This window comes from Sphingomonas sp. FARSPH, from assembly GCF_003355005.1.
In the GTDB taxonomy this organism is placed as follows: domain Bacteria; phylum Pseudomonadota; class Alphaproteobacteria; order Sphingomonadales; family Sphingomonadaceae; genus Sphingomonas.
In genome coordinates, this window is record NZ_CP029985.1 from 94,548 (window position 1) to 119,175 (window position 24,628).

Sequence of the window (24,628 nt, forward strand, 5' to 3'; positions counted from 1 at the left end):
CGATCCGCCCCGATCCGCCTATCGCCATACCCGTTCTTCCAACGGGATATCACGCCATGCAGCGTTTCGAGGGCACGCAAAGCTACGTCGCGACCGACGACCTGAAGGTCGCGGTCAACGCCGCGGTCACCTTGCGCCGGCCGCTGCTGGTCAAGGGGGAACCCGGCACCGGCAAGACCGTGCTCGCGTACGAGATCGCCAAGGCGGTCGGTGCGCCGCTGATCGAATGGACGATAAAATCGACGACCAAGGCGCATCAGGGCCTGTACGAATATGACGCGGTGGCGCGTTTGCGCGACGGCCAGCTCGGCGACCCGCGCGTCCACGACATCGCCAATTATATCCGCCGCGGCAAATTGTGGGACGCCTTCACCCGGCCGAGCCCGCCCGTGCTGCTGATCGACGAGATCGACAAGGCTGACATCGAATTTCCCAACGACCTGCTCCACGAAATCGATCGGATGGAATTCCACGTCTACGAAACGGGCGAGACGGTGCGCGCCACCGAACGACCGATCGTCGTCATCACGTCGAACAACGAAAAGGAACTGCCGGACGCCTTCCTGCGCCGCTGCTTCTTCCATTACATCCGCTTTCCCGATCGCGACACGATGCAGGCGATCATCGACGTCCACTTCCCCGGCATCCAGAAACTGCTCGTCACCCGCGCGCTCGACCTGTTCTATGAGGTGCGCGAGGTGCCTGGTCTCAAGAAGAAGCCCTCGACCAGCGAATTGCTCGATTGGCTGAAGCTGCTGCTGCACGAGGACATGCCGCTCGAGGTGCTGCAGAACCGCGATCCGACCAAGGCGATCCCACCGCTGCACGGCGCCTTGCTCAAGAACGAGGCGGACGTGATGCTGTTCGAACGTCTCGCCTTCATGGCCAAGCGCCAGGGCCGCTGATCCCCGCCAACGCGATCGGTCGTGGCGATAGCGCACGGCCGAGACGCTCCTCACTGCCCCTTCCCCGGCCATCCGAACACCCCGACTTCGTTACGCTTTCGAAATGCCTCGCCTCCACAACGGCTCACCGCGGCGACCGCCTTTCACCCCTCGTTAACCATAAAATCAAACCGTGCGGTCACCTCCGCCGCGATAAGCCTTTGTGCATGCGGGGCGTATTTCCCAGATGCGGCATGTATGCCGCTGCATTGCTCGCGGTGGCGGCGCAGGTCGCCCCGGCCGCGGCGAGCAGCCTGCTCGACTATGTCGGCCAGTGCGTCCCCTTCGCCCGCGCCGCCTCCGGTATCCAGATCTACGGCGATGCCTGGACATGGTGGGACCAGGCGCAGGGGCGCTACGTCCGCGGCCACGATCCGAAGGTCGGCTCGGTCATCGTGTTCGCGCGCACCGGCCGCCTGCCGCTCGGCCATGTCGCCGTCGTCAGCCGCGTCGTCGAACGCCGCGTGCTGATGCTCACCCACGCCAACTGGTCCCGCCAGAACGGCGAGCGCGGCCATGCCGAACAGGACGTGACGCTTTACGACGTATCGCGCGACAACGACTGGAGCGAGGTCAAGGTCTGGTTCCGCGACAGCGACGGGCTGGGCAGCAGCGTCTATCCGGTCAAGGGCTTCATCTACGGCGCCGGCCGCCCCGCCGCCGAACTGTCGTCGCGCAACCCCGATTACGTCGGCGCGCTGATCGACGCCTACGTGCCCGAAGCGGGGCGGCGGTAACCCCCTCCCCACAACCCGCTTCCCCCACCCTTCCGCCTGTGCCACGCTGCGGCAACACTTCGTCACAGGAACCGCCATGCGCCGCGCGATCTCCATCTCCCTCCTCGCCCTCGCCACCGCCGGCAGCGGCCATGCGCAACAGCTCGGCTCCGATATCCCAAAGAGCTTCAAGGCGGTCGAAGCCAGCTTCGACTACGACCGGCGCAGCGTCGACATCCCGATGCGCGACGGGGTCAAGCTGCACGCCGTCATCATCCAGCTGAAGGGGCTGAAGGACGCGCCGATCGTCCTGCAGCGCACGCCCTATGGCGCGGAAAGCACGACCGAGCGCGAGGCGAGCGCGCATGGCGACATGATGGTGCGCGCCTCCGACGCGGCGATGCTGAAGGCCGGCTACATTCGCGTCTACGAGGACGTGCGCGGCAAATACGGGTCGGAGGGCGACTACGTCAACGAACGCCCGCTGATCGGCCCGCTCAACGGCACCAAGGTCGATCATTCGACCGACGCCTATGACACGATCGACTGGTTGGTGAAGAACCTGCCCAACACCAATGGCCGCGTCGGCATTATCGGCACCAGTTACGACGGGATGATGGCGGCGATGGCGCTGGTGAAACCGCATCCGGCGCTAAAGGCGTCGGTGCCGATGAACCCGGTCATCAACACGTGGATGAACGACGACGATTTCCACGGTGGCGCGTTCCGCCTGATCGGCTTCGATTATTATTACGGGCAGGACGCGGCGAAGGGCAATGCCGGCGACCTGTGGCGCGACGCCTATGACGATTACGACGGCTTCCTGCGGGCCGGTTCGGCGGGCGATTTCGCACGCGCGCACGGCCTTCAGCAACTGCCGTGGATCGCCCGGATGATGGCGCATCCCGCCTACGACGCCTTCTGGCAGGCGCAGGCGCTCGAAGACATTCTCCCCAAACAGCCGCAGACGGTGCCGACCCTGTGGGTCGCCTCGCAATGGGACCAGGAGGATATCTACGGCGCGATCGCCGCCTATCGCGCCGTCAGCAAGGTCGATCCCCGCCACGTCAACCATCTCGTCCTCGGTCCATGGGCGCATGGCGGCGCGAACGGCGACGGATCGACCCTCGGCGCGATCAAATTCGATGCCGACACGGCTCTGTGGTTCCGGCGCGAGGTGCTGATGCCCTTCCTCGACGCGCACCTGAAGACCGGCGGCGCGCCCGACCGGCTGGCGCCCGTCACCGCCTTCCAGACCGGCAGCAACCGCTGGCAGACGCTGCCCGCCTGGCCGCTCGCGTGCGAACGGGGCTGCGCGAGACCGATGCAGCGTCTCTATTTCGGCGGCGACGGCGCGCTCGACTGGAGCAATGCGGCCGCGGCTGGCAGCGACAGCTACGTCTCCGATCCCGCCAAGCCGATCCCTTATCGCCTGCGCCCGATCCGTCCGACCTATGCGACCGGATCGACGTGGCGCCAGTGGCTCGTCGACGACCAGCGCCCTTTCTCCGACCGCACCGACGTGCTCGTCTACCAGACGCCCGTGCTGACCAAGCCGGTCGCGATCTCGGGCGCGGCTGCGGTCGATCTCGTCGCCGCGACGACGGGGACGGACGGCGATTTCGTCGCCAAGCTGATCGACGTCTATCCGGCCGAATATACCGAAAAGCCCGAAATGGGCGGTTATCAGCTGCCCGTCGCGATGGACATCCTGCGCGGCCGCTTTCGCGAGGGGTTCAGCGAGGCGAAGCCGATCGCCGCGAACACGCCGCTGACCTACCGCATCGTCCTGCCGCACGCGAACCACGTCTTCCTGCCGGGCCACCGCATCATGGTGCAGGTCCAGTCGAGCTGGTTCCCGCTCTACGATCGCAACCCGCAGACGTTCGTGCCGACGATCATGGAGGCGAAGCCCGGCGACTATCAAAAGGCGACGATCACCGTCGGTCATGGCGGCACGCAGGGCAGCTTCGTCGAACTGCCCGTGGTGGAGGCAAAATAGCCGCAGGCGGCCGGATGGCGCCCCCCGGCCGCCGCCATCATCCGGCCCGACGACATATCGTTCCCGGTCTTGATCACATCGTCACCCCGGACTTGATCCGGGGTCCCGCTTTTTGCCAAGGCCGATGAAAGAAGCGGGACCCCGGCTCTCCGGCCGGGGTGACGATATAAGACGTTTGATATCAATGGTTTAACTCAATCACTCCTCGAACTGACGACCCGCAATACGCACTGTCCCACACCGCGGCGGACTGATACACTACCGCCATGCGCCATACCCGACACTCGAAGGCGTCCCGTCGCACAGGGCGAAACACTGCGACCTTTGCGACCTTCCGCGCGCCAACCCCTTGCGACAGCGTCATTTCATGTTTCTGAACTTCCTCGACGAACTCCGTACCGCGGGCATCACCGCCAGCCTCAAGGAACATCTTCTCCTGCTCGAGGCGCTCGATGCCGAGGTGATCGACCGCTCGCCGGAGGATTTCTACTATCTCGCCCGCGCCACCTATGTGAAGGACGAGGGCCTGCTCGACCGCTTCGACCAGGTCTTCGCCAAGGTCTTCCGCGGGATCGCCACCAATTATGGCACCGCTCCAGCCGATATTCCCGCCGACTGGCTGAAGGCGGTCGCGCAGAAATATCTGACGCCCGAAGAGATGGCGAAGATCACGTCGCTCGGCTCGTGGGACGAGATCATGGACACGCTCAAGCAGCGGCTGGCGGAACAGGAAGGGCGGCACCAGGGCGGCAACAAATGGATCGGCACCGGCGGTACCAGCCCGTTCGGCAACGGCGGCTACAATCCGGAAGGCGTGCGGATCGGCGGCGAGAGCACGCACAAACGCGCGCTCAAGGTATGGGAACAGCGCGACTTCAGGAACCTCGACAACACCCGCGAACTCGGCACCCGAAACATCAAGGTCGCGCTGCGACGCCTGCGCCGCTTCGCGCGGGAAGGCGCGGCGGACGAGCTCGACATCGACGGCACGATCGACGGCACCGCGCGACAGGGCTGGCTCGACGTGCGGATGCGGCCCGAACGGCGCAATGCCGTGAAGGTGCTGCTGTTCCTCGACGTCGGCGGCTCGATGGACCCGTGGGTGAAGCTGTGCGAGGAATTGTTCAGCGCCGCGACCAGCGAGTTCAAGAACCTCGAATTCTTCTATTTCCACAATTGCCCGTACGAAGGCGTGTGGAAGGACAATCGCCGCCGCTTCCAGGAACGCACGCCGACCGCCGACGTGCTGCACAAATACGGTCACGACTATAAGCTGATCTTCGTCGGCGACGCATCGATGAGCCCGTATGAGATCACCTATCCCGGCGGATCGGTCGAACATTTCAACGAGGAGGCGGGCGCGGCGTGGATGCAGCGGCTGACCAATACCTATCCCGCCGCAGTGTGGCTCAACCCGATCCCGGAGGCGCAATGGGGCTATACCCAGTCGATCCAGATCCTGCGCCAGCTGATGACCGACCGCATGTACCCGCTGACCCTCGCCGGCCTAGACGCGGCGATGCGCGAGCTGACGCGCAAGCGATAGCCCAGCCGTTCGGGATGTGATAGCATCTCTGGAAATTGGGAGATGTGCGATGTCGATGGTCTTCACCCTCACCCTGCTCGCCGCTGTCGCCCAGACGGGCCAGCCCGCCAAGCCGGTGGAGAATAAACGCTGCGCCAAACCCGGCGTCGAGATGACCCGCATCGACACACCGCGCGCGACGCCCCGCAAGCTCGGCGAGATGCCGCCGGCCAAGCCCTTCTACACCGTCGTCCGCGAGATCGACGGCTGCCCGCAAAACGTCTCGGTGCCGGTCGCGCGCGCGCACCGATAGCGTCCCGTCTCGATCAACCCGGTGCACCCTTCAACCCCGGCAAAAGCCGGGGCACAGATCGGGGTCCAGGCCGGCCCCCGGCCCTCGCCGGGGAGGCAATGAGATTCGGCGAGGCCCGCGACGCTCCCCACCTATGGCTGACTGACCACGCCCCCAGCCAACGCCGTTGGCACGCCCGTCGTGCCCGGAAAGCTGATCGGCAGATCCTTTAACCGCCGCACCGCCATATAGGCAAAGCCCTCCGCCTCCATCGCATCGCCGTTCCAGCCGAGCGTATCGCTCGGCTCGGGCGTCAAACCGGTGTGCGCCGCGATCATGGCGAGCAGGGTCGGATTGTGCCGCCCGCCACCCGCGACGATCAGCCGCCGCGGCCGCTCTGGCAGCTGGACCAAAGCCTCGACCACCGTCGCGGCGGTGAAGGCGGTCAGCGTCGCCGCGCCGTCGGCCGTCGACAGGCCGCGGGCGGGCTGAATGGTGAAATCATTGCGGTCGAGCGACTTGGGCGCGGGCGCGTCGAAATAGGGATGGTCGAGCATCGCGGTCAGCACCGTCTCGTCGACGCGCCCCGCTGCAGCCAGCGCACCGTCCGCATCGAATCGCGCGCCGCTCTCCGCCTCCACCCAGCTGTCGATCAGGCCGTTCGCCGGCCCCGTGTCGAATGCGACCAGCGCTCCGTCTCGCCCGACGAAGGTGATGTTCCCCACCCCGCCCAGGTTGAGCACCGCGACGGGCTTCTCCAACCCGGCGACCAGCGCGGCGTGATAGACCGGCAGCAACGGCGCGCCCTGCCCACCCGCCGCGACGTCCGCGCTGCGCAGGTCGCTCACCACTGCGATCCCCGTCGCACGCGCCAGCACCGCGCCATCACCGATCTGCCACGTCCAGCCGCGATCGGGCCGATGCGCCACCGTCTGCCCGTGATAGCCGATGACATCGACCGCCGATGCCTCGATGCCCGCGTCGCGCAGCAGCTTGTGCACCGCCATGGCATGCGCGCGGTCGATCAACTCGCCCGCGGCGACGAGGTCGGGGCTGGCGCGCGGCCGGTCGAAGGTCAGCGCCAGCGCGGTCGCCGCCGCCAGCTGCGCGCGCGCCGCATCGGAATACGGCTCGCCGCGAAAGCCGATGGCGCGCACCTCGGCCTCGCCGTCGGTCTCGATCAACGCCGCATCGATCCCGTCCAGCGACGTTCCCGACATCAATCCGATCGCCAGCATGCCGCCTGTCCTCCCCACCCCGCTTGCCTGGCCCCGCTTGCCTGGCCCCGCTTGCCTGGCCCCGCTTGCCCGGCGACGCGCGGCGTGTCGACCACCCGCGCGCCATGCCGTGTGCGATCAGCGGCGCGCGATGACCAGTTCGCCCGCCTTGGCCCTGTCGGGTAGGTCGAAGCGGATCGTGCCGGTCGCGGTATCCAGCTGGGCGGCAGAGACACCGAGGCCGCTGACCGTCGCTGCCCCCTGCCAGCCGTGGACGACGATCGCGATCCGCGACCACCACGGCCTGAACCGCCCCTGCCGCGCGTCGAAGGCGATGCGCAGCCCCGCGGGCGTGATCGTACAGCGCACCTGTTGGCGCAGATACACCCCCTTGCGAAACGCCATCGAATGGCCGTCGTCGGCGTAGAGATCGCCGCGGCAATCCTCGCCCGGATAGACGTCGAGCTGCAACGCCCCCTTCGGCGTCTCGCCGGTATTCTGGACCAGCGGCTGGCGCGGCAGGATCGTGCCCGCCCGCACGAACACCGGCAGATGATCGAGCCGTGGCGTCTCGGTGACACGGTCGCCCCGCGCCATCGCCTCGCCCGTCGCCTGGCTGGCGGACTGGATCTGCCCGCCGTCCTGCTTTTCCGGCGTGCCGGCGCGCTGCCCGGTCCAGTAATCGTACCAGCCACCCGCGGGCAGACAGACGTCGTAGGCGACCGGCTGGTCCGGCCGCGGCGGCGGCGCGACGAGCAGCGACCGGCCGACCGTGAACGTCCAGGACTGGTCGCACGACATACGCAGCGCGGAAGGATAATCGTAGAAGACCGGCCGCAGGATCGGGTCGCCCAGCCGGCTGTTCTGGTCGGCGAGCGCATAGAGATACGGCATCAGGCGATAGCGTTCCTCGATGAAGCGCCGCCGGATCGCGAGATGCTCCCGCCCGTCGACCCATGGCTCGACGCGCGGCGTGCCCTTCGCGGAATGGTTGCGGAACACGGGGTAGAAAGCGCCGATCTCGAACCAGCGCGTCGCGAGCTCGGGGCTTGGACCGCCCGCAAAGCCCGTCACGTCGGCCGCGCCATAGGAAAAGCCGGACAGGCCCAGGTTGATGATCTGCTGGACCGACAGCTTCAGGTGATCCCAGGTCGCTAGATTGTCGCCCGTCCACGTCACCGCATAACGCTGCCCGCCGGCATAGCTCGCGCGCGTCATCACGAACGCCCGCTCGTTCGGCGCCAGCTTGCGCAGACCGTCATAGGTCGCACGGGTGTTCTCCATGCCGTAGACGTTGTGGATTTCCGCATGCGGCGCGGTGCGGGCCGCGAAGCCGTCGCTGTCGATGCGGTGCAGGACGTCGGGCGGCATCGTCTTGGTCGGCGTGTTGAAGATTGCCGGCTCGTTCATGTCGTTCCACGCGCCCGCGACGCCCATCTTCACCTGATCGGCGAACAGCGTGCCATACCAGTTGCGGACCTTGGACTGCGTGAAGTCGGGGAACACCGACGGACCGGGCCATACGGGGCCGACATAGACCGAACCGTCGGCGCGGTGGACGAAGGCGTCGCGCTGCGTACCTTCGTCATAGGGCCTGTAGCCCTGATCGGGCACGCGGGCGACATGCAGGTCGGTGATCGTCACCACCTTGAACCCGTCGCGCTTCAGGTCGGACAGCAGGCCCTTCATGTCGGGAAACGCCTTGGTGTCGACGGTGAAGGGGCGGTTGCGATCCTGCCAGTCGATGTCGAGCCACAGCACGTCGGTCGGGACCCGCTCCTGCCGCAGCCGCGCGGCGACATTGCGCAGCTCGTCCGCGCTCATGTAGCTGTAGCGTGATTGCTGATAGCCGAGCGCCCATTGCGGGACGATCGGCGCCTTGCCCGTCAGGTCGGTGTAGCGGCGCACCACGTCGGCGGTCGTCGGGCCGGCGATGACGTAATAATCGACCGGGCCATCCGGCGCGCCGAACGCGAGCACATTGTCGTCGCGGTGGCCGAAATCGAACCAGCTGCGCCAACTGTTGTCGAGGAAGATGCCGTAGCTGCCGCCTTCCCCGCCCACGCCGATGAAGAACGGGATCGACTTGTAGATCGGGTCGTCGCCGCTGCCGAAGCCGAAGGCGTCGGTATTCCAGTCGACGAAGCTCTTGCCGCGCCGGTCGAGCCCGCCGGTCTTGTCGCCCAGCCCGAAATAATGCTCGCCCTGCGGCATCGCCTTGCGCAGCGTGAAGGCGGCGCCGTCGCGGCGGAACGGCGTCGCGGCATCGGTGGTAATGATCTTGCCCGCCGGATCGGTGATCGTCATCCGCCCATCGGGCGCGAAGGCGACGCGCAGCGCCGCGGTGGCGAAACCGTCCGCGGTCGGCGTAACGCGCACGCGCTGCTTGCGGACGGCGGCGTCAACCGCCCAGCTCGCATCCTCTGGCAGGGCGCCGTCGCGGTCGATGCGGATGCGCAGGATCGCGTCGGTTAGCGCGACGACGCGGATATTGCCCTCCGCGCGGCGCACGGCGACGCCGTCAGGCTGCGCCACGATCGATGCGGCGGGGGCCGAAGTCGCGGCCTGCGCCCGCACGGCGGCGGGCAGCATCGCGACCGGCGCAAGCGCGAGCAACAGGGCGGCACGCCGCCGGGCGACGGGCGCAAGGCCACGCGATGTCATGAAACGTCTCTCCCCGGGGATAGCTATGCTTTACTTCCCAGAGGGTTGCGGGAGCGGCGCCCGCGCGTCAACCTCGGATCGCCGGACGCGACAAGCATCCCGCAAGAGAGATCAGGTCACGCAGTCCGCTTCGAATCTCGCGTCCTTGCCATTCCGCCGTCACGCCGCATTCGATCGGCGGTCCCGCTTTTCCTGTCTACCAAAGGAACAGCGCCATCCCGGCTCCATGGCCGGGACGACGAGGAGAGCGGCGATCACGCGCGACGATGGTGTCGGACGCTTACGCCCGGCGATGCATCTCGCTTTCGCGCGCGATCGCGATGCCGTCGACGACCAGCTCGTAATGCGCGGGCGAGTATCCCGCCGACAGGAAGGCGCGCACCTCGACCGACGGCACCGAATAGCCGCGCCGCCAGCTCAGCACGGCGATGCGCCGCAGTGCCTCCAGCTTGGGATCGGCCAGTTGCGTGCTCGCCTTGATCCCGAACACCCATTCGAGCAGGCGCGACAGCATGCCCGGCCTGCGCAGCGACGACAGGCCATCGCCGCGCGCCAGCCCGATCACGGAGCGTTCGAGTTCGGAAAGGGCCGGCTTGTCCTCGATGAGCGTGGCGAGCCGCTGCACCGCCGCCGCGCGTGCGAAACCGGCCATGCCGGGTTCTGCGAATGCCATATATGCCATCATCGACCTCCCTTTCCCGCGTGCGGCCGGACGACCCCGCGTGCCACCCCGGCGCGCGAACCCGTTCCCGGTCCGACGGATACACCTTGCTGCTGAACCTTAGAAAAACCGGTTGGCCTGTCACGCCGCCCCGCCTTCTATACTGGTCGGTATATAACCCGGTTCACCTGGCGTCAATCGTTTTGTACCGACCGGTAGAGAAAAAAAAGCCCCGCGCTCAGCGTCCCGGCCACATCGTCAGGGCAGTGTCGACCAGCCGTGCCAGATCTTCTCGCGTCGCGCCGGCGCCCGCCTGGACCGACATGCCCAAGAACAGCGCGTAGAGCACGCTGGTCAGGCCGACCGGATCGATTTGCGCAGGCAGGTCGCCCTCGTCGCGGGCGCGCGCGAACCGCTCGATCAGCGCCGCCTGCGACGAGGCGCGCCGCGCGAGCAACGCTTCGCGGATCGACTGCGCCTCCGGCCCGCAGGCCATCGAGTTGATCACGCCCATGCAGCCATGCGGCTCGCCCCGCCCGGTCTGCGCGTCGAGTGCACCGCGCAGCAGATATTCGGCGACGCCGCGCGCGGTCGGCTGGTTCAGCGCGCCGCGCATATATTCCAGCTTCTCGGCCTCGTAGAGATCGAGCGCCTTGTGGAACAACGCCTCCTTGTTGCCGAACGCCGCATACAGACTGGGCCGGGTGATGCCCATCGCCTCCGTCAGATCGGTCAACGACGCCGCGTCATACCCCTTCGCCCAGAAGACCCGCAGCGCCGCGGCGAGCGCCGCGCCGGTGCAGAATTCGCGCGGGCGGCCTTTGACGGGTGTACATCCCATCGGCGCAGCCGGCTCGGTGGCCGGATTGGGGGCTAGAACAGTTTCCATATCGAACGGTATATATATCGCCTGACACCGCCCGCCAAGCCGTACTGGAACTCAAGCGCGTTCCAGCGCGCCCTTGGCATCCGCGCGGCACCGGAACACGGCCGCCGACCCGTCGCGATATTCGGGCGCGGTCACCGTCGACACGGTGCGCAGGTCGCCCGTCGCTGCCTCCCGGGTCAGCGTCAGCAGCAGATACCCCTTGTTGTCCTGGTCACAGAACAGCACCTCACCAGGGTTGGCGGCGGCGATATGCTCGCCGATGCCCGGGATCAGCGCGCCATAGGACGGGCTCGTGATCGCGGTCGCGCCGAATTCGACCGCGACGGGCCGCTGCGCATCGTCGTGAAGCACGTTCGCCCAGCCCGCATGGCTATCGCCCGACACGACGACCGGGCTGCTCCCTGCACGGCGGAATGCGGCATACAATCGCTCGCGCGCAGGCGGGTAGCCGTCCCAGCTGTCAAGGCCGAGCGGCAGGCCGGCGCGGTAGGAGGCGACCGCCTTGGCGATCCCGCTGCGATAGGCGTCGGGCAAATGCGCGAGCAGTTCGGCATAGCGCGCCGCGCCCAGCTGCTTTTCGAGATCGGGGCCATTGACCTTGGCCATGATGACCTGGTTGCCCAGCACCTGCCACGGCTTGCCCGCCTTCACCGACGCGGCGAGCGTTTCCTCCAGCCAGCGTTGCTGATTCGCACCCAGCATTTCGCGATCGGGGCGCGCGCGCACCGCCTGCAGCGCGGCGTAATCGCTCGGCTCGACGTCCGCCCCCTTCGGCACCGCCTGGTGCGAGCGGGCGAGCAGCCGCGTCTCGACCATCGCCAGCGTCGCAAGGTCGCCGAATTCGAAGCTGCGGTTGATCGCTTCCCACGGCTTGCCGGGAATGGGATCGCGGATCGGCATCCACTCGAAATAGGCCTGCATCGCCGCGCGCTTGCGCGCCGCCCAGTCGCCCTCGACCGCGGGCTGGTGATTCTCCGCGCCATCGACCCAATCGTCGTTCGCGACTTCGTGGTCGTCCCAGACGCAGATGAAGGCGGTCCGCGCGTGCGCGGCCTGCATCTGCGGATCGCGCTTCACCTGCGCGTGGCGCATGCGATAGTCGGCAAGGCTGACGATCTCGTGTCGCGGCTCGACGAAACGGCCGATCTTCTTCGCGATCTCCGCGCCATAGCCGTCGACGCCATATTCGTAGATGTAGTCGCCCAGATGCAGCACGGCATCGAGCCGCGGCTGGCGCGCGATCGAATCGTAGGCGGTGTAAAAGCCGCCCGCGTACAGCTGGCACGAAACGACCGCCATGACGACGTCGGCGGTCTTGCCGACGGGCAATGTGCGAAAACGGCCGACCGGCGAGCGGACACCGCCCTCGCCTTCGAACCAGAACCAGTGATCGCGGCCCGGGTTGAGCCCGCGCGCCTCGACCTTTGCGGTGAAGTCGCGCGCGGCCCGCGCCGCAACCCTGCCGCTCACGACCGGCCTGCCGCCCTCTTCGATCGCGACATGCCACGTCAGCGGTATGTCGGCGGCGCGCCCCGCCTCCGTCGGCGTTGCCCGCGTCCACAGGATCGCGCCGTCTGCGGCGGGATCGCCGCTAGCGACGCCGTGATCGAAGCGGCATGCCGCGGTGCCCTCCGCCCGCGCCGCGGCGGCGGGCACGCACAATCCGGCACCCGATCCCAGAAGGGCGAGCGTCTGGCGGCGATCGATCGTCATGGGGGTGCATCCTTTGGCCAGGAACGGCGGATGCCGCTGTCGCTAGGCCGGTCGTGCGACGTTTCGGTGGCGTGACGATGACACCGGCGCGTCACACCGCACCGGATATTCGCGCGCGCCCGAACGTTAATCGGCGAAGCGCGACAGGAGGATACGATGACCGATACGTCCACGGCCGATGCGGGCCGCGAACCGTTCGACACCGACGATGGCTACTTCGGTCAGGACTATCACCGCGATCGCGAAGCGGCGATGGGGGCGAAGGCACCCAGCGGCACGGTCGACCCCGCCCGTCCCGATGACGCGCCACCGGCGCACCCGGATCTGCCCCCCGACAACGGCCGCCATGCGTCGTTCGACCCGCACACCGGCAAGGTTCAGGGCAGCGGCAGTTCCGCCGGCGGCGGCAACGAGGGCGACGACCTCGCCAGCGATTCCGCGGCCGGCGACGGCTACCCCTACACCGGTCGCGAGGGCACGGTGCAGAAGGCGCCCGACGATCTCGGCCCGCCGCCTTCAGGGAAATAATCCGACTTCCGGGAAATAACCCGACGCGCCCCCAAAGATGCTATCTTCGTCGCCGCCAAAGGCCCGCGCCTAGCGCAGACTTTCGGCGGGACGGCCGGCCTTCGTCACGTCTTACCGCCGCGATCTCGGCGTTCAGCCGGAAGACACCGTGAATTGCGCCCGCCTGCTTACCGCAGCGGAACGATCACCTCGTTCGGATGCGCGACGTTGAGTTCCTTGCGCACCATCTCGTCGACCATGTCGGGATTGGCGTGGTCGGGATCGAGCAGCGCGACGCGGTTCTTCAGCACCGCACGGCGCTGGTCGAGCATCGCATAGCGCTTCTCGCGCTGCGCCAGCTGCCGCTTGTAATCGCCATAGGCCATGATGCCGTTCGGCCCCAGCACCGCATAGACGCCAAAGATCGCGACGACGGTGAGGCCAAGGGCGGGCAGCGCAGCACGACGCATCGTCTTGCGGAAAGCAGAGGATTTCGTCGTGCGCGCCATAAGCCCACCATGATTCGGGCCGACTCGCGCGTCAAGCCCGGGAAACGCGATCAGCCCTTCAGAACGCTGCGCCCGGCATAACGTGCCACCGATCCCAGTTCTTCCTCGATGCGGATCAGCTGGTTGTACTTGGCGAGCCGGTCCGAGCGCGCCAGCGACCCGGTCTTGATCTGGCCGCAGTTGGTTGCGACGGCGAGGTCGGCGATCGTCGCGTCCTCGGTCTCGCCCGACCGGTGGCTCATCACCGCAGTGTAGCGATTGCGCTGCGCCATGTTGACCGCCTCCAGCGTCTCCGTCAGCGTGCCGATCTGGTTGACCTTCACCAGCAGCGAATTGGCATAGCCCCCCTCGATGCCACGCTTCAGCCGCTTGGGGTTGGTGACGAACAGGTCGTCGCCGACCAGCTGAACCTTGTCGCCGACGAGGTCGGTCAGCGCCTTCCAGCCCTCCCAATCGTCCTCGCTCATGCCGTCCTCGATCGAGAAGATCGGGTAGCGGCGGGTGAGGTCGGCGAGATATTCGGCCATCGCGCCGCTCTCCAGCACCTTGCCCTCGCCCGAGATGTTGTAGCGGCCGTCCTTGTAGAATTCGGTCGCCGCGCAATCGAGCGCCAGCATCACGTCGTCGCCCGGCGTGTAGCCCGCCTTTTCGATGCTCTGCATGATGAAGCCCAGCGCTTCTTCGGTGCTGGCGATGTTCGGCGCGAAGCCGCCCTCGTCGCCCACGCCCGTCGCGAGGCCCTGGTCGTGCAGCGCCTTCTTCAGCGTGTGGAAGATCTCCGAGCCGCAGCGCACCGCCTCGACGATGCTGTCCGCACCGACGGGGACGATCATGAATTCCTGGAAATCGATCGGATTGTCGGCATGTTCGCCGCCGTTGATGATGTTCATCATCGGTACCGGCAGGACGTGCGCCGATACGCCGCCGACATACTTGTACAGCGGCAGGCCGCGCGCATCCGCCGCCGCCTTGGCCGCCGCCAGGCTGACGCCCAGGATCGCGTTCGCGCCGAGCCGGCCCTTGTTCTCGGTACCGTCCAGCGCGATCATCGTCGCGTCGAGTTCGGCCTGATCCTCGGCGTCATAACCGATCAGCGCCTCGGCGATCTCGTCGTTGACCGCGTCGACCGCACCGTCGACGCCCTTGCCGCCCCAGCGGGTCTTGTCGCCATCGCGCCGCTCCACCGCTTCATGCGCCCCGGTCGACGCGCCCGACGGCACCGCGGCGCGGCCGAAGCTGCCGTCTTCCAGCAGCACGTCGACCTCGACGGTCGGATTGCCGCGGCTGTCGAGGATCTGGCGGCCGTGGATGTCGATGATTGCGGTCACGTAACGATGCTCCTACCTTATCGGGCGATATACGGGGCCGGGCTCTACCCCGCTCGCTGCATAGCGGCAATCTCCTTGCAAGACAGGGAACCGCGATCTGGCGGGACGGGTTGATACGGCGAGACAACGAAAGGGTTCGTCATGTCCGACACCGACGCAAGACCGATGACTGACGCAGACGTGCTACCGGCCGCCGCCGCCGACACGATCGATACCGCACAGAGCAAGGCCGCGCAGGCCAAGCAGGCGATCAAGGATCAGGCCGACAAGTTCACCGGCCAGGCCGGCGATCGTATCCGCACGCTCGCCGATACCGGCAAGGAAAAGGCGGGCAGCGCACTCGACCAGCTGTCGCAGCTTATCGGCGATGCCGCGGCGCAGGTCGATGAAAAGCTCGGCGCGCAATATGGCGATTATGCGCGCCAGGCCGCCGGCACCGTCTCGCGTTTCTCCGATCAGGTGAAGGGCAAGGATGTCGACGACCTCGTCGAGGACGTGCGCAGCTTCGTCCGTGAAAGCCCCGGCGTCGCCGTCGGCGTCGCCGCCGCGCTCGGCTTCGCATTCGCCCGGCTGGTGCAGTCCGGCATCGACGGCAACAAGGGCTGAACGCGCTTGGCTATCACGGGGGACAGGCCGATGGTCGAGGAACCGGGGGTGGCGACATTGGTCGGCCAGCTCGTCGAGGATACGCGCAACCTCGCCAGCGCGGAAATCGCGCTGGCGAAGGCGCGGGTCGGTGAACGTGTTGCTGCCTATCGCACCGCCGCGATCTTCTTCGCGACGGCCGGCGTGCTCGCCTTGGCGGCGCTGGTCGCACTGCTCGTCGGGCTCATCATGACGCTGACGCCGCTGATCGGGCCGGGCATCGCGACGGGCATTGTCGTTATCGGCGTGCTCGCGATCGCCGCGATCCTCGGGCTCGTCGGCAAGGCGCGGCTGGCGCCGGCGAAGGTGACGCGATGAGCGCGCTGCCCGGCACCCGCCTTGCCGATGCCGAAGCGGAGGCGACCGCGGCACGCGAGCGTCTCAACACGACGCTTTCGCAGCTTCAGGTGAAACTCGACCCGCGCACCCTGACCCGCCAGGCGACGAAGGAGGTCGTCGACAAGAGCGCCGCCGCCGCTGCCGCCGGGCTCGACACCGCGCGGCGCAACCCCGGCGCGGTCGCGGGCGCGACCGCCGTCGCCGGGTTGTTCCTCGCACGGCATCGCATCGCCGGCCTGTTCCGCCGCAAATCAAAACACGATTGATACTCGCGACTGAAGGATCGACCCATGGCTCCTACCCCCGACACCCAAGGCGCGCTCGCCGATATCCGTGACAAGACCGAATCCGTCGCGCGCGACGCTGCGCATTCGCTGGAGGGCAATCCGCTCGCGCTCGTCGCCAGCGGTCTGGCGATCGGCGCGATCGCCGGCGTGCTGATCCCGCGCTCGTCGAAAGAGAAGGAACTGCTCGCGCCCGTTGGCCGCACGCTCGCCGAGCGTGCACGCTCGGCGGTGGGCGCGGCGCGCGAGGCCGGCTATCAGGCGCTGGACGAGCGCGGCCTGACCAAGGATGCCGCGCGCGACCAGGTGAAGTCGCTGTTCCAGGGCCTGAGCGAAGCGGTGCAGACCGCCGGTTCCGCCGCGGCACGTTCGGCGAAGACCAAGGCGTGATCCATCGCGCCCCGGCGGTGGACGCCGGGGCGCGTCACTCTTCAATATTGCGCTGCAACAGGCTAAGGGCATGCCTCCCCTTCAGCCAGGAATACCCATGAGCAAGCTTCACCTCGTCTTCGGCGGCCGCGTCACCGATCCGCGTACGCTCGATTTCGCCGATCCCGCGGGTCTGGACGTCGTCGGCATCTTCCCCGATTACGCCAGCGCCGAGAAAGCCTGGCGCGCCGCCGCGCAGCGCACGGTCGACGATGCGGAAATGAAGTTCGTGGTCGTGCATCTCCACCGCCTGCTCGAACCCGATCTGGTCGCGCCGACCGCATAAGCGGTCGCACCGCCTAGAGGATGCCGGCATTCCATCGAAAACACTGAAGGTCCATCGCGCCCAGGCCCGATCGCCTTTCATGCTGTAATTGCCACCCCGGGCGCGTTACCGACCCACGGCGCTGCAATTGGTGCGCGTCGCGACTCTGTCGACAGCTTTTGCGGTCCTGTGGCCTCCGGAACACGTCCAAGGTGGCGAAAGGCTTAACCCGTTCGATCAAGCGCGACGCCGTGAGCAGCTAAACGTCATCCGGCCCTAGAACAGTTCGTCAAGGCAGCGGTGGAATTCGAGCCGTTGCCAATCGACGACCTCAAGGCCGTAAGCGTCGAGGAACCGAGCGGCCCACCCCTCTCCGAATTCACGCAAATTCTGCCATAGGATGGCGATGTCCTGATACGGATCGGCCACCCCCAAGCGTCCGACATCGATGCAACCCATCACGCGACCGCCTTCGTCGATCATCACGTTGCCGAGCGAATAATCGCCGTGGGTAACGGCACACGGCCGAACACACCGGCGCAGGGCGACCAACCGGTCCCATAGTTGCTCCGCGATCCAGCCGTCATGATCGGAATCGAAATCGTCGGTGTCCACCATATCGGCGTCGATCAGACGGCGAGCGTGCGCCATGCGCACATCGGCACCGGCATCGAACGGACAGTCGGCGACCGGCAAAGCGTGCAACCGGCGCAGGAATGCCGCCATGGCGTCGATCACCATCGGCAGGTGCGCGCGATCGTCCTCGATCCAGGCGTCGACGGTCCGTCCGGCCACTGCGTCGGTCAGCAGCCAGGCGCCGTCGACCGAGCGGGTGAAGTGGAGCGGTTCGGCGCAGGGCATGCGCCCCGCAAGCCAGAACAGCCGATGCGCCTCGTCGGCGATGTCTTCGGCGACGGCACCGGTGCCGCATTTCAGAAACCGGACGCGACCGTCTGTATCGGTCAGGCGAAAAATGTTGCCGCCGGATTCGCCTTTGAGGACCGGCGTGCGCGTCCATCCATCGAGCAATGCATCCAGTGCCGGGGGCAACCGCATCTGCACGATCGCCCCGCCGACGATCAGATGAACTCGATCTTGCTCACGAGATAATAGCGGTCACCCGCGGGCACCGCCACCTCGATCTCGTCCTCGACCTTGCGGCCGATGAGGGCGCGGCCGAGCGGCGAATTGTAGCTGATCCGACCGGTCTTCGCGTCCGCCTCGGTCTGGCCGACGATCTGGTACTTCACCGGCTTGTCGTCCTCGTCGAGCAACGTCACCGTCGCGCCGAAGACGATCTTGTCGCCCGACAAATCCTTGGGATCGATGATCTGCGCGCGCGAGAGCTTATCCTCGATGTCGGCGATCGACGCCTCGATCTGGCCCTGGCGCTCCTTAGCGGCGTGATATTCGGCATTTTCCGAAAGGTCGCCGTGCGCGCGCGCTTCCTCGATCGCGTCGACGATCTGGGGACGCTCCACTTTCAGACGCTTCAGGTCCTGGGTGAGCTTGTCATAGCCCTCCTGGAGCATCGGCATCTTTTCGACGGTCGCCATAACTTCGTGTCCCCAATTCCCTTCGCCCCCGTGCGGGCCGGTTACCCGGCCCGCCCGCACATCACGCCATTATGTCGGAGGATCAATGGTGCGACTGCGAATAGTAGGATTGCAGCGGCCGTACTTCAAGGGAGGCGGTCCCGATCGCACGGGCGACCTGGACGCTGGCGGGCGCCGTCGTGAAATAGGGGATCTTCTGGCCCAGCGCCGCCTGGCGGATCGGCTTCGAATCCTTGAGGGACTGCCACCCTTCCGTCGTGTTGAAGATCAGCGTCACCTCGCCATCCATGATCCGGTCGAGGATATGCGGCCGCCCCTGCGCGACCTTGTTGACCTTTTCGACGTCGATCCCCGCGCGGGTCAGGTAATCCGCCGTCCCGCCGGTGGCAAGGATGTGGAAACCGCGCGCGACCAATTCGCGCACTGCGGGGACGATATGCGGCTTGTCGGTGTCCTTGACGCTGACGAAGGCGGTGCCGCCGGTCGGCAGCACGACGCCCGCGCCCAGCTGCGACTTCATGAACGCCGTGGTGAAATCGGGATCGATCCCCATCACCTCGCCCGTCGACTTCATTTCCGGCGACAGCACCGGGTCGATGCCCGGGAAGCGATTGAACGGGAAGACGGCTTCCTTGACCGCGTAATAATCAATGTTGCGATCGATCGTCGGCAGGTCCTTCAGCTTCTCCCCCGCCATCACACGGCTGGCGATCTTGGCGATGGGCGTGCCGATCGCCTTGGCGACGAAGGGGACGGTGCGCGACGCGCGCGGATTGACCTCGATCAGGTAGACGACGTCATCCTTGACCGCGAACTGGATGTTCATCAGCCCCTTGACGCCCAGCGCGCGCGCCAGCGCTTCCGTCTGGCGCTCGATCTCGGCGATCACCTCGGGCGAAAGGCTGTATGGCGGGATCGAGCAGGCGCTGTCGCCGGAATGGACCCCCGCCTCCTCGATATGCTGCAGCACGCCCGCGACGACCACGTCGTCGCCGTCGCAGATCGCGTCGACATCCACCTCGATCGCGTCGCGCAGATACTGGTCGATCAGCACCGGGCTGTCGCCCGACACCTGCACCGCGGTCTGGATGTAATCGTCGAGCTGCTGGATCGAATCGACGATCTCCATCGCACGGCCGCCCAGCACGTAGCTGGGGCGCATCAGCACGGGGAAGCCGATCCGCTCCGCCGCCGCCACTGCCTCGTCGCGACTGCGCGCGAGGCCGTTGGCGGGCTGCTTGAGGCCCAGCTTGTTGACCAGCGCCGCGAACCGCTCGCGATCCTCCGCCAGATCGATCGCATCGGGGCTGGTGCCGAGGATCGGAATGCCCGCCTTCTCCAGCGCGCGCGCGAGGTTCAGCGGCGTCTGCCCGCCGAACTGGACGATCACGCCGACCAGTTCGCCGGCCTGCTGCTCGACGTGCAGGATCTCCAGCACGTCCTCCGCGGTCAGCGGCTCGAAATACAGGCGATCCGACGTGTCGTAATCCGTGCTCACCGTTTCCGGGTTGCAGTTGATCATGATCGTCTCGAAGCCCGCATCCGCCAGCGCGAAGCACGCGTGGCAGCAGCAGTAATCGAATTCGATCCCTTGCCCGATCCGGTTCGGGCCGCCGCCCAGGATCACGATCTTGCGACGGTCCGACGGCTGCGCCTCATTCTCCGGCTCGCCGAAGCTCGGCGCCTCGTAGGTCGAATACATGTACGGCGTCTTGGCGTCGAATTCCGCGGCGCAGGTGTCGATCCGCTTGAACACCGGCCGCACGCCCAGCTTGTGGCGATGCGCGCGCACCTCGTCCTCGGTGACGCCGCCGGTCATCGCCTTCACCGCCTCGTGGATCAGGCCCGACCCGCGCGCGATACCGCGCTGCATGCCGCGCAGGTTCGCCGATTGCAGCGCCAGCCAGGCGAGTCGCTTGTCGGAAAAGCCCATCGCCTTCAGCCGGCGCATGCCCGCCGCATCGATCGGCAGGCCGTTCGTGCACACCTCGGTCTCCGCCGCGACGATCTCGGCCAGCCGCTCGATGAACCAGGGGTCGAACTTGGCGATCGCGTGGATTTCGGCGACGGTGAAGCCCTCGCGCAGCGCCTGCGCCGCGACGAGCAGCCGGTCGGGGCTCGCCACCGCGAGCGCCGCCTCGATCTCCTCGCGCGGCGCACCCGACAGACGCTCGACGCGGTTGAAGCCGCTGAGGCCCGTCTCGAGGCCCCGCAGCGCCTTTTGCATCGATTCGTGGATATTGCGGCCGATCGCCATCACCTCGCCGACCGACTTCATCGCGGTGCCGAGCACGGCTTCGGCGCCCTTGAACTTCTCGAAGGCGAAGCGCGGGATCTTGGTGACGACGTAGTCGATCGTCGGCTCGAAGCTGGCCGGGGTCGCGCCGGTGATGTCGTTGTCGATCTCGTCCAGCGTGTAACCGACCGCCAGCTTGGCCGCGACCTTGGCGATCGGAAAGCCGGTGGCCTTCGACGCAAGCGCCGAAGACCGCGACACGCGCGGGTTCATCTCGATGACGATCAGGCGGCCGTCCTTCGGATTGACCGCGAACTGAACGTTCGACCCGCCGGTCTCGACGCCGATCTCGCGCAGCACCGCGATGCTGGCGTTGCGCATGATCTGATATTCCTTGTCGGTCAGCGTCAGCGCCGGCGCGACGGTGATCGAATCGCCCGTGTGGACGCCCATCGGGTCGATATTCTCGATCGAACAGATGATGATGGCATTGTCGGCGCGATCGCGCACGACCTCCATCTCATATTCCTTCCAGCCGAGCAGCGATTCCTCGATCAGCACCTCGGTGGTCGGGCTGGCGTCGAGGCCTTTGCGGACCATGTCGACGAACTCGGAGCGGTTGTAGACGACGCCGCCGCCGGTGCCGCCGAGCGTGAAGCTCGGGCGGATGATCGCGGGCAGGCCGACCTGCTCCAGCCCCGCCAGCGCTTCCTCGACGGTATGCGCGATCGCCGACCGGGCGCTCTCCAGCCCGATCTTCGTCATCGCCGCCTTGAACTTCTGCCGGTCCTCCGCCTTGTCGATCGCCTCGGCGTCCGCACCGATCATCGTCACGCCGAACTTGTCCAGCGTGCCGTCGTGGAACAGCGCGAGCGCGGTGTTGAGCGCGGTCTGCCCGCCCATCGTCGGGAGGATCGCGTCGGGGCGTTCCTTTTCGATGATCTTCGCGACCACGGCAGGCGTGATCGGCTCGACATAGGTCGCGTCCGCCCCTTCCGGATCGGTCATGATCGTCGCCGGGTTGGAGTTGACGAGGACGATGCGATAGCCCTCCTCGCGCAGCGCCTTGATCGCCTGCGTGCCCGAATAATCGAACTCGCACGCCTGCCCGATGACGATCGGCCCCGCGCCGATCACGAGGATGGAGGAGATGTCGGTGCGTTTTGGCATTCGTTAGACTTCCGGTGAAGCTGGTTTTTGCTCAGGGATCAGCTGCTCAGGTGATGGAGGATCAGGGAGCCCCGCAGCAGCATTTTGCCCCTCCAGCGCATTCGCGATTCTCATCCACGCCACCTGAGATTGAACACTTAGCTGATCCCGATCGATGTAACCTTGGGAAACATACGCACTGGACTGAATGTCCGTCTCGGATATTTTATAGCCGAGGTACTGTGATATGCTGTGAATTAATCGAGTCTGCTTTGCGGCCATGTCCCTCGTATGGCGCTCCGAATTTTCCTCTGAGGCGCGATATCGCACAACTTCGATATATTTTTCCCAAGCCGACATAACGCTGGGAACATTATTAAATTCCACAGGCACCATGTTAATTGCGACCGAATATGCAGGATCGGCGGCCATATGCCTGGTATTCATTAACATCCGCAGAGTTTGCGTCTGTCGGTCGCGATGCCCAGAACGCTGTTGATACCATAATGTAATTATGACTGCAGAAATTGGACCGACAAACAAACCAATTACATTAATGAGCTCATAGATCTTCATGCCATAGATCATGAGCGTAGCATCTCCACGAACCGCTCGAACAGATACAAACTATCTTGCGGTCCCGGGCTCGCCTCGGGATGATACTGCACGCTGAACGCCGGCCGATCCGTCAGCTCGATCCCCGCGTTCGACCCGTCGAACAGCGAGACGTGCGTCTCGCGCGCGTTCGCGGGCAGCGAGTCCCGCTCGACCGCGAAGCCGTGGTTCATGCTGGTGATCTCGACCGCGCCGTCGGACAGGCGCTTGACCGGGTGGTTGGCGCCGCGGTGACCCTGGAACATCTTGGTCGTGCGCGCGCCCACCGCCAGCCCGAGGAGCTGGTGGCCGAGGCAGATGCCGAACAGCGGCTTTCCCGTGTCGAGCAGCTGGCGGATGACCGGCACCGCATATTCGCCCGTCGCGGCGGGATCGCCGGGACCGTTCGACAGGAACACGCCGTCGGGCTTCTGCGCCATCACATCCTCGAACGTCGCGGTCGCGGGCAGCACGGTGACCTTCGCGCCGGCCTGAACAAGGTTGCGGAAGATGTTGTGCTTGCTGCCGTAATCGATCGCGACGACGTGGGGGCGGTCGTGCGGGGCATGTGCTTCGACAGGCTCAGCACGAACGGCGGGAAGGGCATCGCCTCCTTCCTCCGTTCGCCCCGGGCTTGTCGAAGGGCGTGTCCCAGCCGCATCGCCGTACCCGAAGCCCAACCGCCACAGGCCGCCCTCGCGGGCTTCGCCCCAGGCGTAATGCGTCTCGGTCGACACGTCCTTGGCGAGGTCCATGCCCTCCAGCCCCGGCCACGCCCGCGCCATGGCGAGCAGCGCGTCGAGGTCGAACTCGCCGGTCGGTGAATGCGCAATGACGCCGTTCGGCGCGCCGCCCGCGCGGATGCGGCGGGTCAGCGCGCGCGTGTCGATGCCGGCGAGGCCGATGCGCGCATGGCGCTTCATCCACCCGTCCAGCCGCTCTACCGCGCGGAAGTTCGAGGGCTGGGTGACATCCTCGCGCACGATCATGCCCAGCGCATGCGGCGCATCCGCCTCGATATCGTCGGGGTTGGCGCCGACGTTGCCGATATGCGGGAAGGTGAAGGTAATGATCTGCCCCGCGAACGACGGGTCGGTCATGATCTCCTGGTATCCGGTCATCGCGGTGTGGAAGCACACCTCGCCCACCGCCTGCCCTTCCGCGCCGAAACCGCGGCCCCAGGCCACCTCGCCATTGGCGAGAACCAGAACCCCCGTGGCGCCTTCCGGCTTTGCGGGCATGACGATGGGCTTGGCGTCGGCCATGATGCGGCGGGCACTCCTTCTGGGTCGAACAGCAATGTCGCTAAGCCGCGCCCGCTACCCCTCGTCTACCCCGCCGTCAACCGGGTGACGCAGCCGCCGCCTTGCGCTACACTCCCGCCTTTCCCTTCGAACGAGAGCTTTTCGCCATGATCCGCGACGACATCAAGGCCGCCCAGATCGCCGCCATGAAGGCCGGCGACAAGGAGGCGCGCGCCGCGATCAGCCTGATCCAGGCCGCGATCAAGAACCGCGATATCGAGGTGCGCACGCAAGCGCCCGTCGCCGACGACGATGCGCTGGTCGTCGAAGTGCTGCAAAAGATGGTCAAGCAGCGCCGCGAATCGATCGCGATGTACGAGAGCGGCGGCCGCCAGGAACTGGCGGATGCCGAGAAGGCAGAGGTCGCGGTGATCGAGCGGTTCCTCCCCGCCCAGATGAGCGAGCAGGAGACCAAGGCCGCGATCGAGGCGATCAAGGCGGAGATCGGCGCGGGCGGCATGAAGGACATGGGCCGCGTGATGGCCGAACTGAAGGCGCGCCACGCCGCCAGCCTCGACATGAGCAAGGCGAGCGGCTGGGTGAAGGCGGCGCTGTCGTAAGCCCACCGGCCCTTCTCCCGTCATGCCGGCCTTGAGCTGGGATCTCGCTTCTTCTTCGGCGGCTGAAAGCGGGACCCCGGATCAAGTCCGGGGTGACGAACATGGGAAACGAGCTGTCCTACACGGAACAAACCGTGTATAGATCAGTCCGCTCTTTGCCATCGTTCACGCCCCCCTCATGTTCGGGCGCCATGGGGCCATTACCGCCCCTCGCGCACAGGGCTGCATTCGGGACGTTACGTATCGTCCACTTCGTCCACTTCCGCGCTCAAACGCCCCCGGGCGCATTGCCTAACCGCC

At 66.5% G+C, this 24,628-nt stretch carries 24 protein-coding genes; 12 read left to right on the plus strand and 12 right to left on the minus strand.

All coding sequences use genetic code 11. The features are described from left to right. The first annotated feature begins 56 nt into the window (after positions 1–56). From DM480_RS00460 to DM480_RS00480, 5 genes are all read left to right on the plus strand, one after another. Positions 57–905, plus strand: coding sequence for an AAA family ATPase (locus DM480_RS00460; RefSeq protein ID WP_115377068.1), 849 nt, complete (start codon positions 57–59; stop codon positions 903–905). A gap of 206 nt (positions 906–1,111) precedes the next feature. Then, a complete protein-coding gene (locus DM480_RS00465) occupies positions 1,112–1,681 on the plus strand; it encodes a CHAP domain-containing protein (RefSeq protein WP_115377069.1) in 570 nt (189 codons plus the stop codon). A gap of 76 nt (positions 1,682–1,757) precedes the next feature. Further along, positions 1,758–3,662, plus strand: coding sequence for a CocE/NonD family hydrolase (locus tag DM480_RS00470; RefSeq protein ID WP_115377070.1), 1,905 nt, complete (start codon positions 1,758–1,760; stop codon positions 3,660–3,662). A gap of 367 nt (positions 3,663–4,029) precedes the next feature. Beyond that, on the plus strand, positions 4,030–5,208 hold the full coding sequence (locus DM480_RS00475) for a vWA domain-containing protein (RefSeq protein WP_115377071.1): 1,179 nt from the start codon (positions 4,030–4,032) through the stop codon (positions 5,206–5,208). A gap of 49 nt (positions 5,209–5,257) precedes the next feature. Further along, positions 5,258–5,500, plus strand: coding sequence for a hypothetical protein (locus tag DM480_RS00480; protein ID WP_115377072.1), 243 nt, complete (start codon positions 5,258–5,260; stop codon positions 5,498–5,500). 131 nt (positions 5,501–5,631) lie between these two features. Here the strand turns inward: DM480_RS00480 and DM480_RS00485 are convergent, their stop codons facing one another. From DM480_RS00485 to DM480_RS00505, 5 genes are all read right to left on the minus strand, one after another. Next, positions 5,632–6,717, minus strand: coding sequence for an anhydro-N-acetylmuramic acid kinase (locus DM480_RS00485; protein ID WP_115377073.1), 1,086 nt, complete (start codon positions 6,715–6,717; stop codon positions 5,632–5,634). A 117-nt stretch (positions 6,718–6,834) separates the two neighbouring features. After that, on the minus strand, positions 6,835–9,360 hold the full coding sequence (locus DM480_RS00490; RefSeq protein ID WP_115377074.1) for a glycoside hydrolase family 31 protein: 2,526 nt from the start codon (positions 9,358–9,360) through the stop codon (positions 6,835–6,837). A 280-nt stretch (positions 9,361–9,640) separates the two neighbouring features. Further along, the gene (locus tag DM480_RS00495; protein ID WP_232834059.1) at positions 9,641–10,045 is read right to left on the minus strand and encodes a hypothetical protein; all 405 of its coding nucleotides are present in this window, start codon (positions 10,043–10,045) and stop codon (positions 9,641–9,643) included. Between the two features lie 214 nt (positions 10,046–10,259). Further along, positions 10,260–10,862, minus strand: a complete 603-nt coding sequence (locus DM480_RS00500) for a TetR/AcrR family transcriptional regulator (protein WP_115377075.1) — start codon at positions 10,860–10,862, stop codon at positions 10,260–10,262. A 99-nt stretch (positions 10,863–10,961) separates the two neighbouring features. Beyond that, complete coding sequence (locus DM480_RS00505) at positions 10,962–12,623, minus strand: alkaline phosphatase D family protein (RefSeq protein WP_115377076.1); 1,662 nt, start codon at positions 12,621–12,623, stop codon at positions 10,962–10,964. A gap of 156 nt (positions 12,624–12,779) precedes the next feature. Here DM480_RS00505 and DM480_RS00510 point away from each other — a divergent pair, with 156 nt between their 5' ends. Next, positions 12,780–13,151, plus strand: coding sequence for a hypothetical protein (locus DM480_RS00510; protein ID WP_115377077.1), 372 nt, complete (start codon positions 12,780–12,782; stop codon positions 13,149–13,151). A gap of 167 nt (positions 13,152–13,318) precedes the next feature. On the opposite strand, the gene DM480_RS00515 is transcribed toward DM480_RS00510, so the two are convergent. Together DM480_RS00515 and eno are read right to left on the minus strand one after the other, a co-directional pair. Further along, positions 13,319–13,639 (minus strand): FtsB family cell division protein, encoded by a 321-nt coding sequence (locus DM480_RS00515; protein ID WP_115377078.1) that lies wholly within the window; start codon positions 13,637–13,639, stop codon positions 13,319–13,321. A gap of 50 nt (positions 13,640–13,689) precedes the next feature. Continuing rightward, positions 13,690–14,967, minus strand: a complete 1,278-nt coding sequence (gene eno, locus DM480_RS00520) for a phosphopyruvate hydratase (RefSeq protein WP_115377079.1) — start codon at positions 14,965–14,967, stop codon at positions 13,690–13,692. Positions 14,968–15,108: 141 nt separating this feature from the next. Between eno and DM480_RS00525 the strand changes: the two genes are divergently transcribed. From DM480_RS00525 to DM480_RS00545, 5 genes are all read left to right on the plus strand, one after another. Beyond that, on the plus strand, positions 15,109–15,573 hold the full coding sequence (locus DM480_RS00525) for a hypothetical protein (RefSeq protein WP_115377080.1): 465 nt from the start codon (positions 15,109–15,111) through the stop codon (positions 15,571–15,573). Between the two features lie 30 nt (positions 15,574–15,603). Continuing rightward, the gene (locus DM480_RS00530; protein ID WP_115377081.1) at positions 15,604–15,930 is read left to right on the plus strand and encodes a phage holin family protein; all 327 of its coding nucleotides are present in this window, start codon (positions 15,604–15,606) and stop codon (positions 15,928–15,930) included. Continuing rightward, positions 15,927–16,217: a DUF3618 domain-containing protein gene (locus tag DM480_RS00535; protein ID WP_115377082.1), complete on the plus strand. Its 291-nt coding sequence runs from the start codon at positions 15,927–15,929 to the stop codon at positions 16,215–16,217. Before DM480_RS00530 ends, DM480_RS00535 begins: the two co-directional genes overlap by 4 nt. 24 nt (positions 16,218–16,241) lie before the next feature. Then, entirely contained in the window at positions 16,242–16,625 is a 384-nt protein-coding gene (locus DM480_RS00540) for a hypothetical protein (RefSeq protein WP_115377083.1), read from the plus strand. A gap of 97 nt (positions 16,626–16,722) precedes the next feature. Next, positions 16,723–16,950 carry a DUF4170 domain-containing protein gene (locus DM480_RS00545; RefSeq protein ID WP_115377084.1) on the plus strand — a complete coding sequence of 76 codons (228 nt, stop codon included), beginning with the start codon at positions 16,723–16,725 and terminating at the stop codon, positions 16,948–16,950. Between the two features lie 255 nt (positions 16,951–17,205). Here the strand turns inward: DM480_RS00545 and DM480_RS00550 are convergent, their stop codons facing one another. The 5 genes from DM480_RS00550 to carA all read right to left on the minus strand — a co-directional run bounded on the left by DM480_RS00550 (position 17,206) and on the right by carA (position 23,729). Continuing rightward, positions 17,206–17,985: an APH(3') family aminoglycoside O-phosphotransferase gene (locus tag DM480_RS00550; RefSeq protein ID WP_115377085.1), complete on the minus strand. Its 780-nt coding sequence runs from the start codon at positions 17,983–17,985 to the stop codon at positions 17,206–17,208. Positions 17,986–18,008: 23 nt separating this feature from the next. After that, the gene (greA, locus tag DM480_RS00555) at positions 18,009–18,485 is read right to left on the minus strand and encodes a transcription elongation factor GreA (protein WP_115377086.1); all 477 of its coding nucleotides are present in this window, start codon (positions 18,483–18,485) and stop codon (positions 18,009–18,011) included. A gap of 82 nt (positions 18,486–18,567) precedes the next feature. Further along, positions 18,568–21,891 carry a carbamoyl-phosphate synthase large subunit gene (carB, locus tag DM480_RS00560; RefSeq protein WP_115377087.1) on the minus strand — a complete coding sequence of 1,108 codons (3,324 nt, stop codon included), beginning with the start codon at positions 21,889–21,891 and terminating at the stop codon, positions 18,568–18,570. A 3-nt stretch (positions 21,892–21,894) separates the two neighbouring features. Continuing rightward, positions 21,895–22,446 (minus strand): DUF6680 family protein, encoded by a 552-nt coding sequence (locus DM480_RS17900; RefSeq protein WP_125471438.1) that lies wholly within the window; start codon positions 22,444–22,446, stop codon positions 21,895–21,897. An 8-nt stretch (positions 22,447–22,454) separates the two neighbouring features. After that, on the minus strand, positions 22,455–23,729 hold the full coding sequence (gene carA, locus DM480_RS00565) for a glutamine-hydrolyzing carbamoyl-phosphate synthase small subunit (RefSeq protein WP_115377088.1): 1,275 nt from the start codon (positions 23,727–23,729) through the stop codon (positions 22,455–22,457). A 146-nt stretch (positions 23,730–23,875) separates the two neighbouring features. On the opposite strand from carA, the gene DM480_RS00570 reads away from it, so the two are divergent. After that, on the plus strand, positions 23,876–24,328 hold the full coding sequence (locus tag DM480_RS00570) for a GatB/YqeY domain-containing protein (protein ID WP_115377089.1): 453 nt from the start codon (positions 23,876–23,878) through the stop codon (positions 24,326–24,328). The last annotated feature ends 300 nt before the right edge of the window (positions 24,329–24,628 follow it).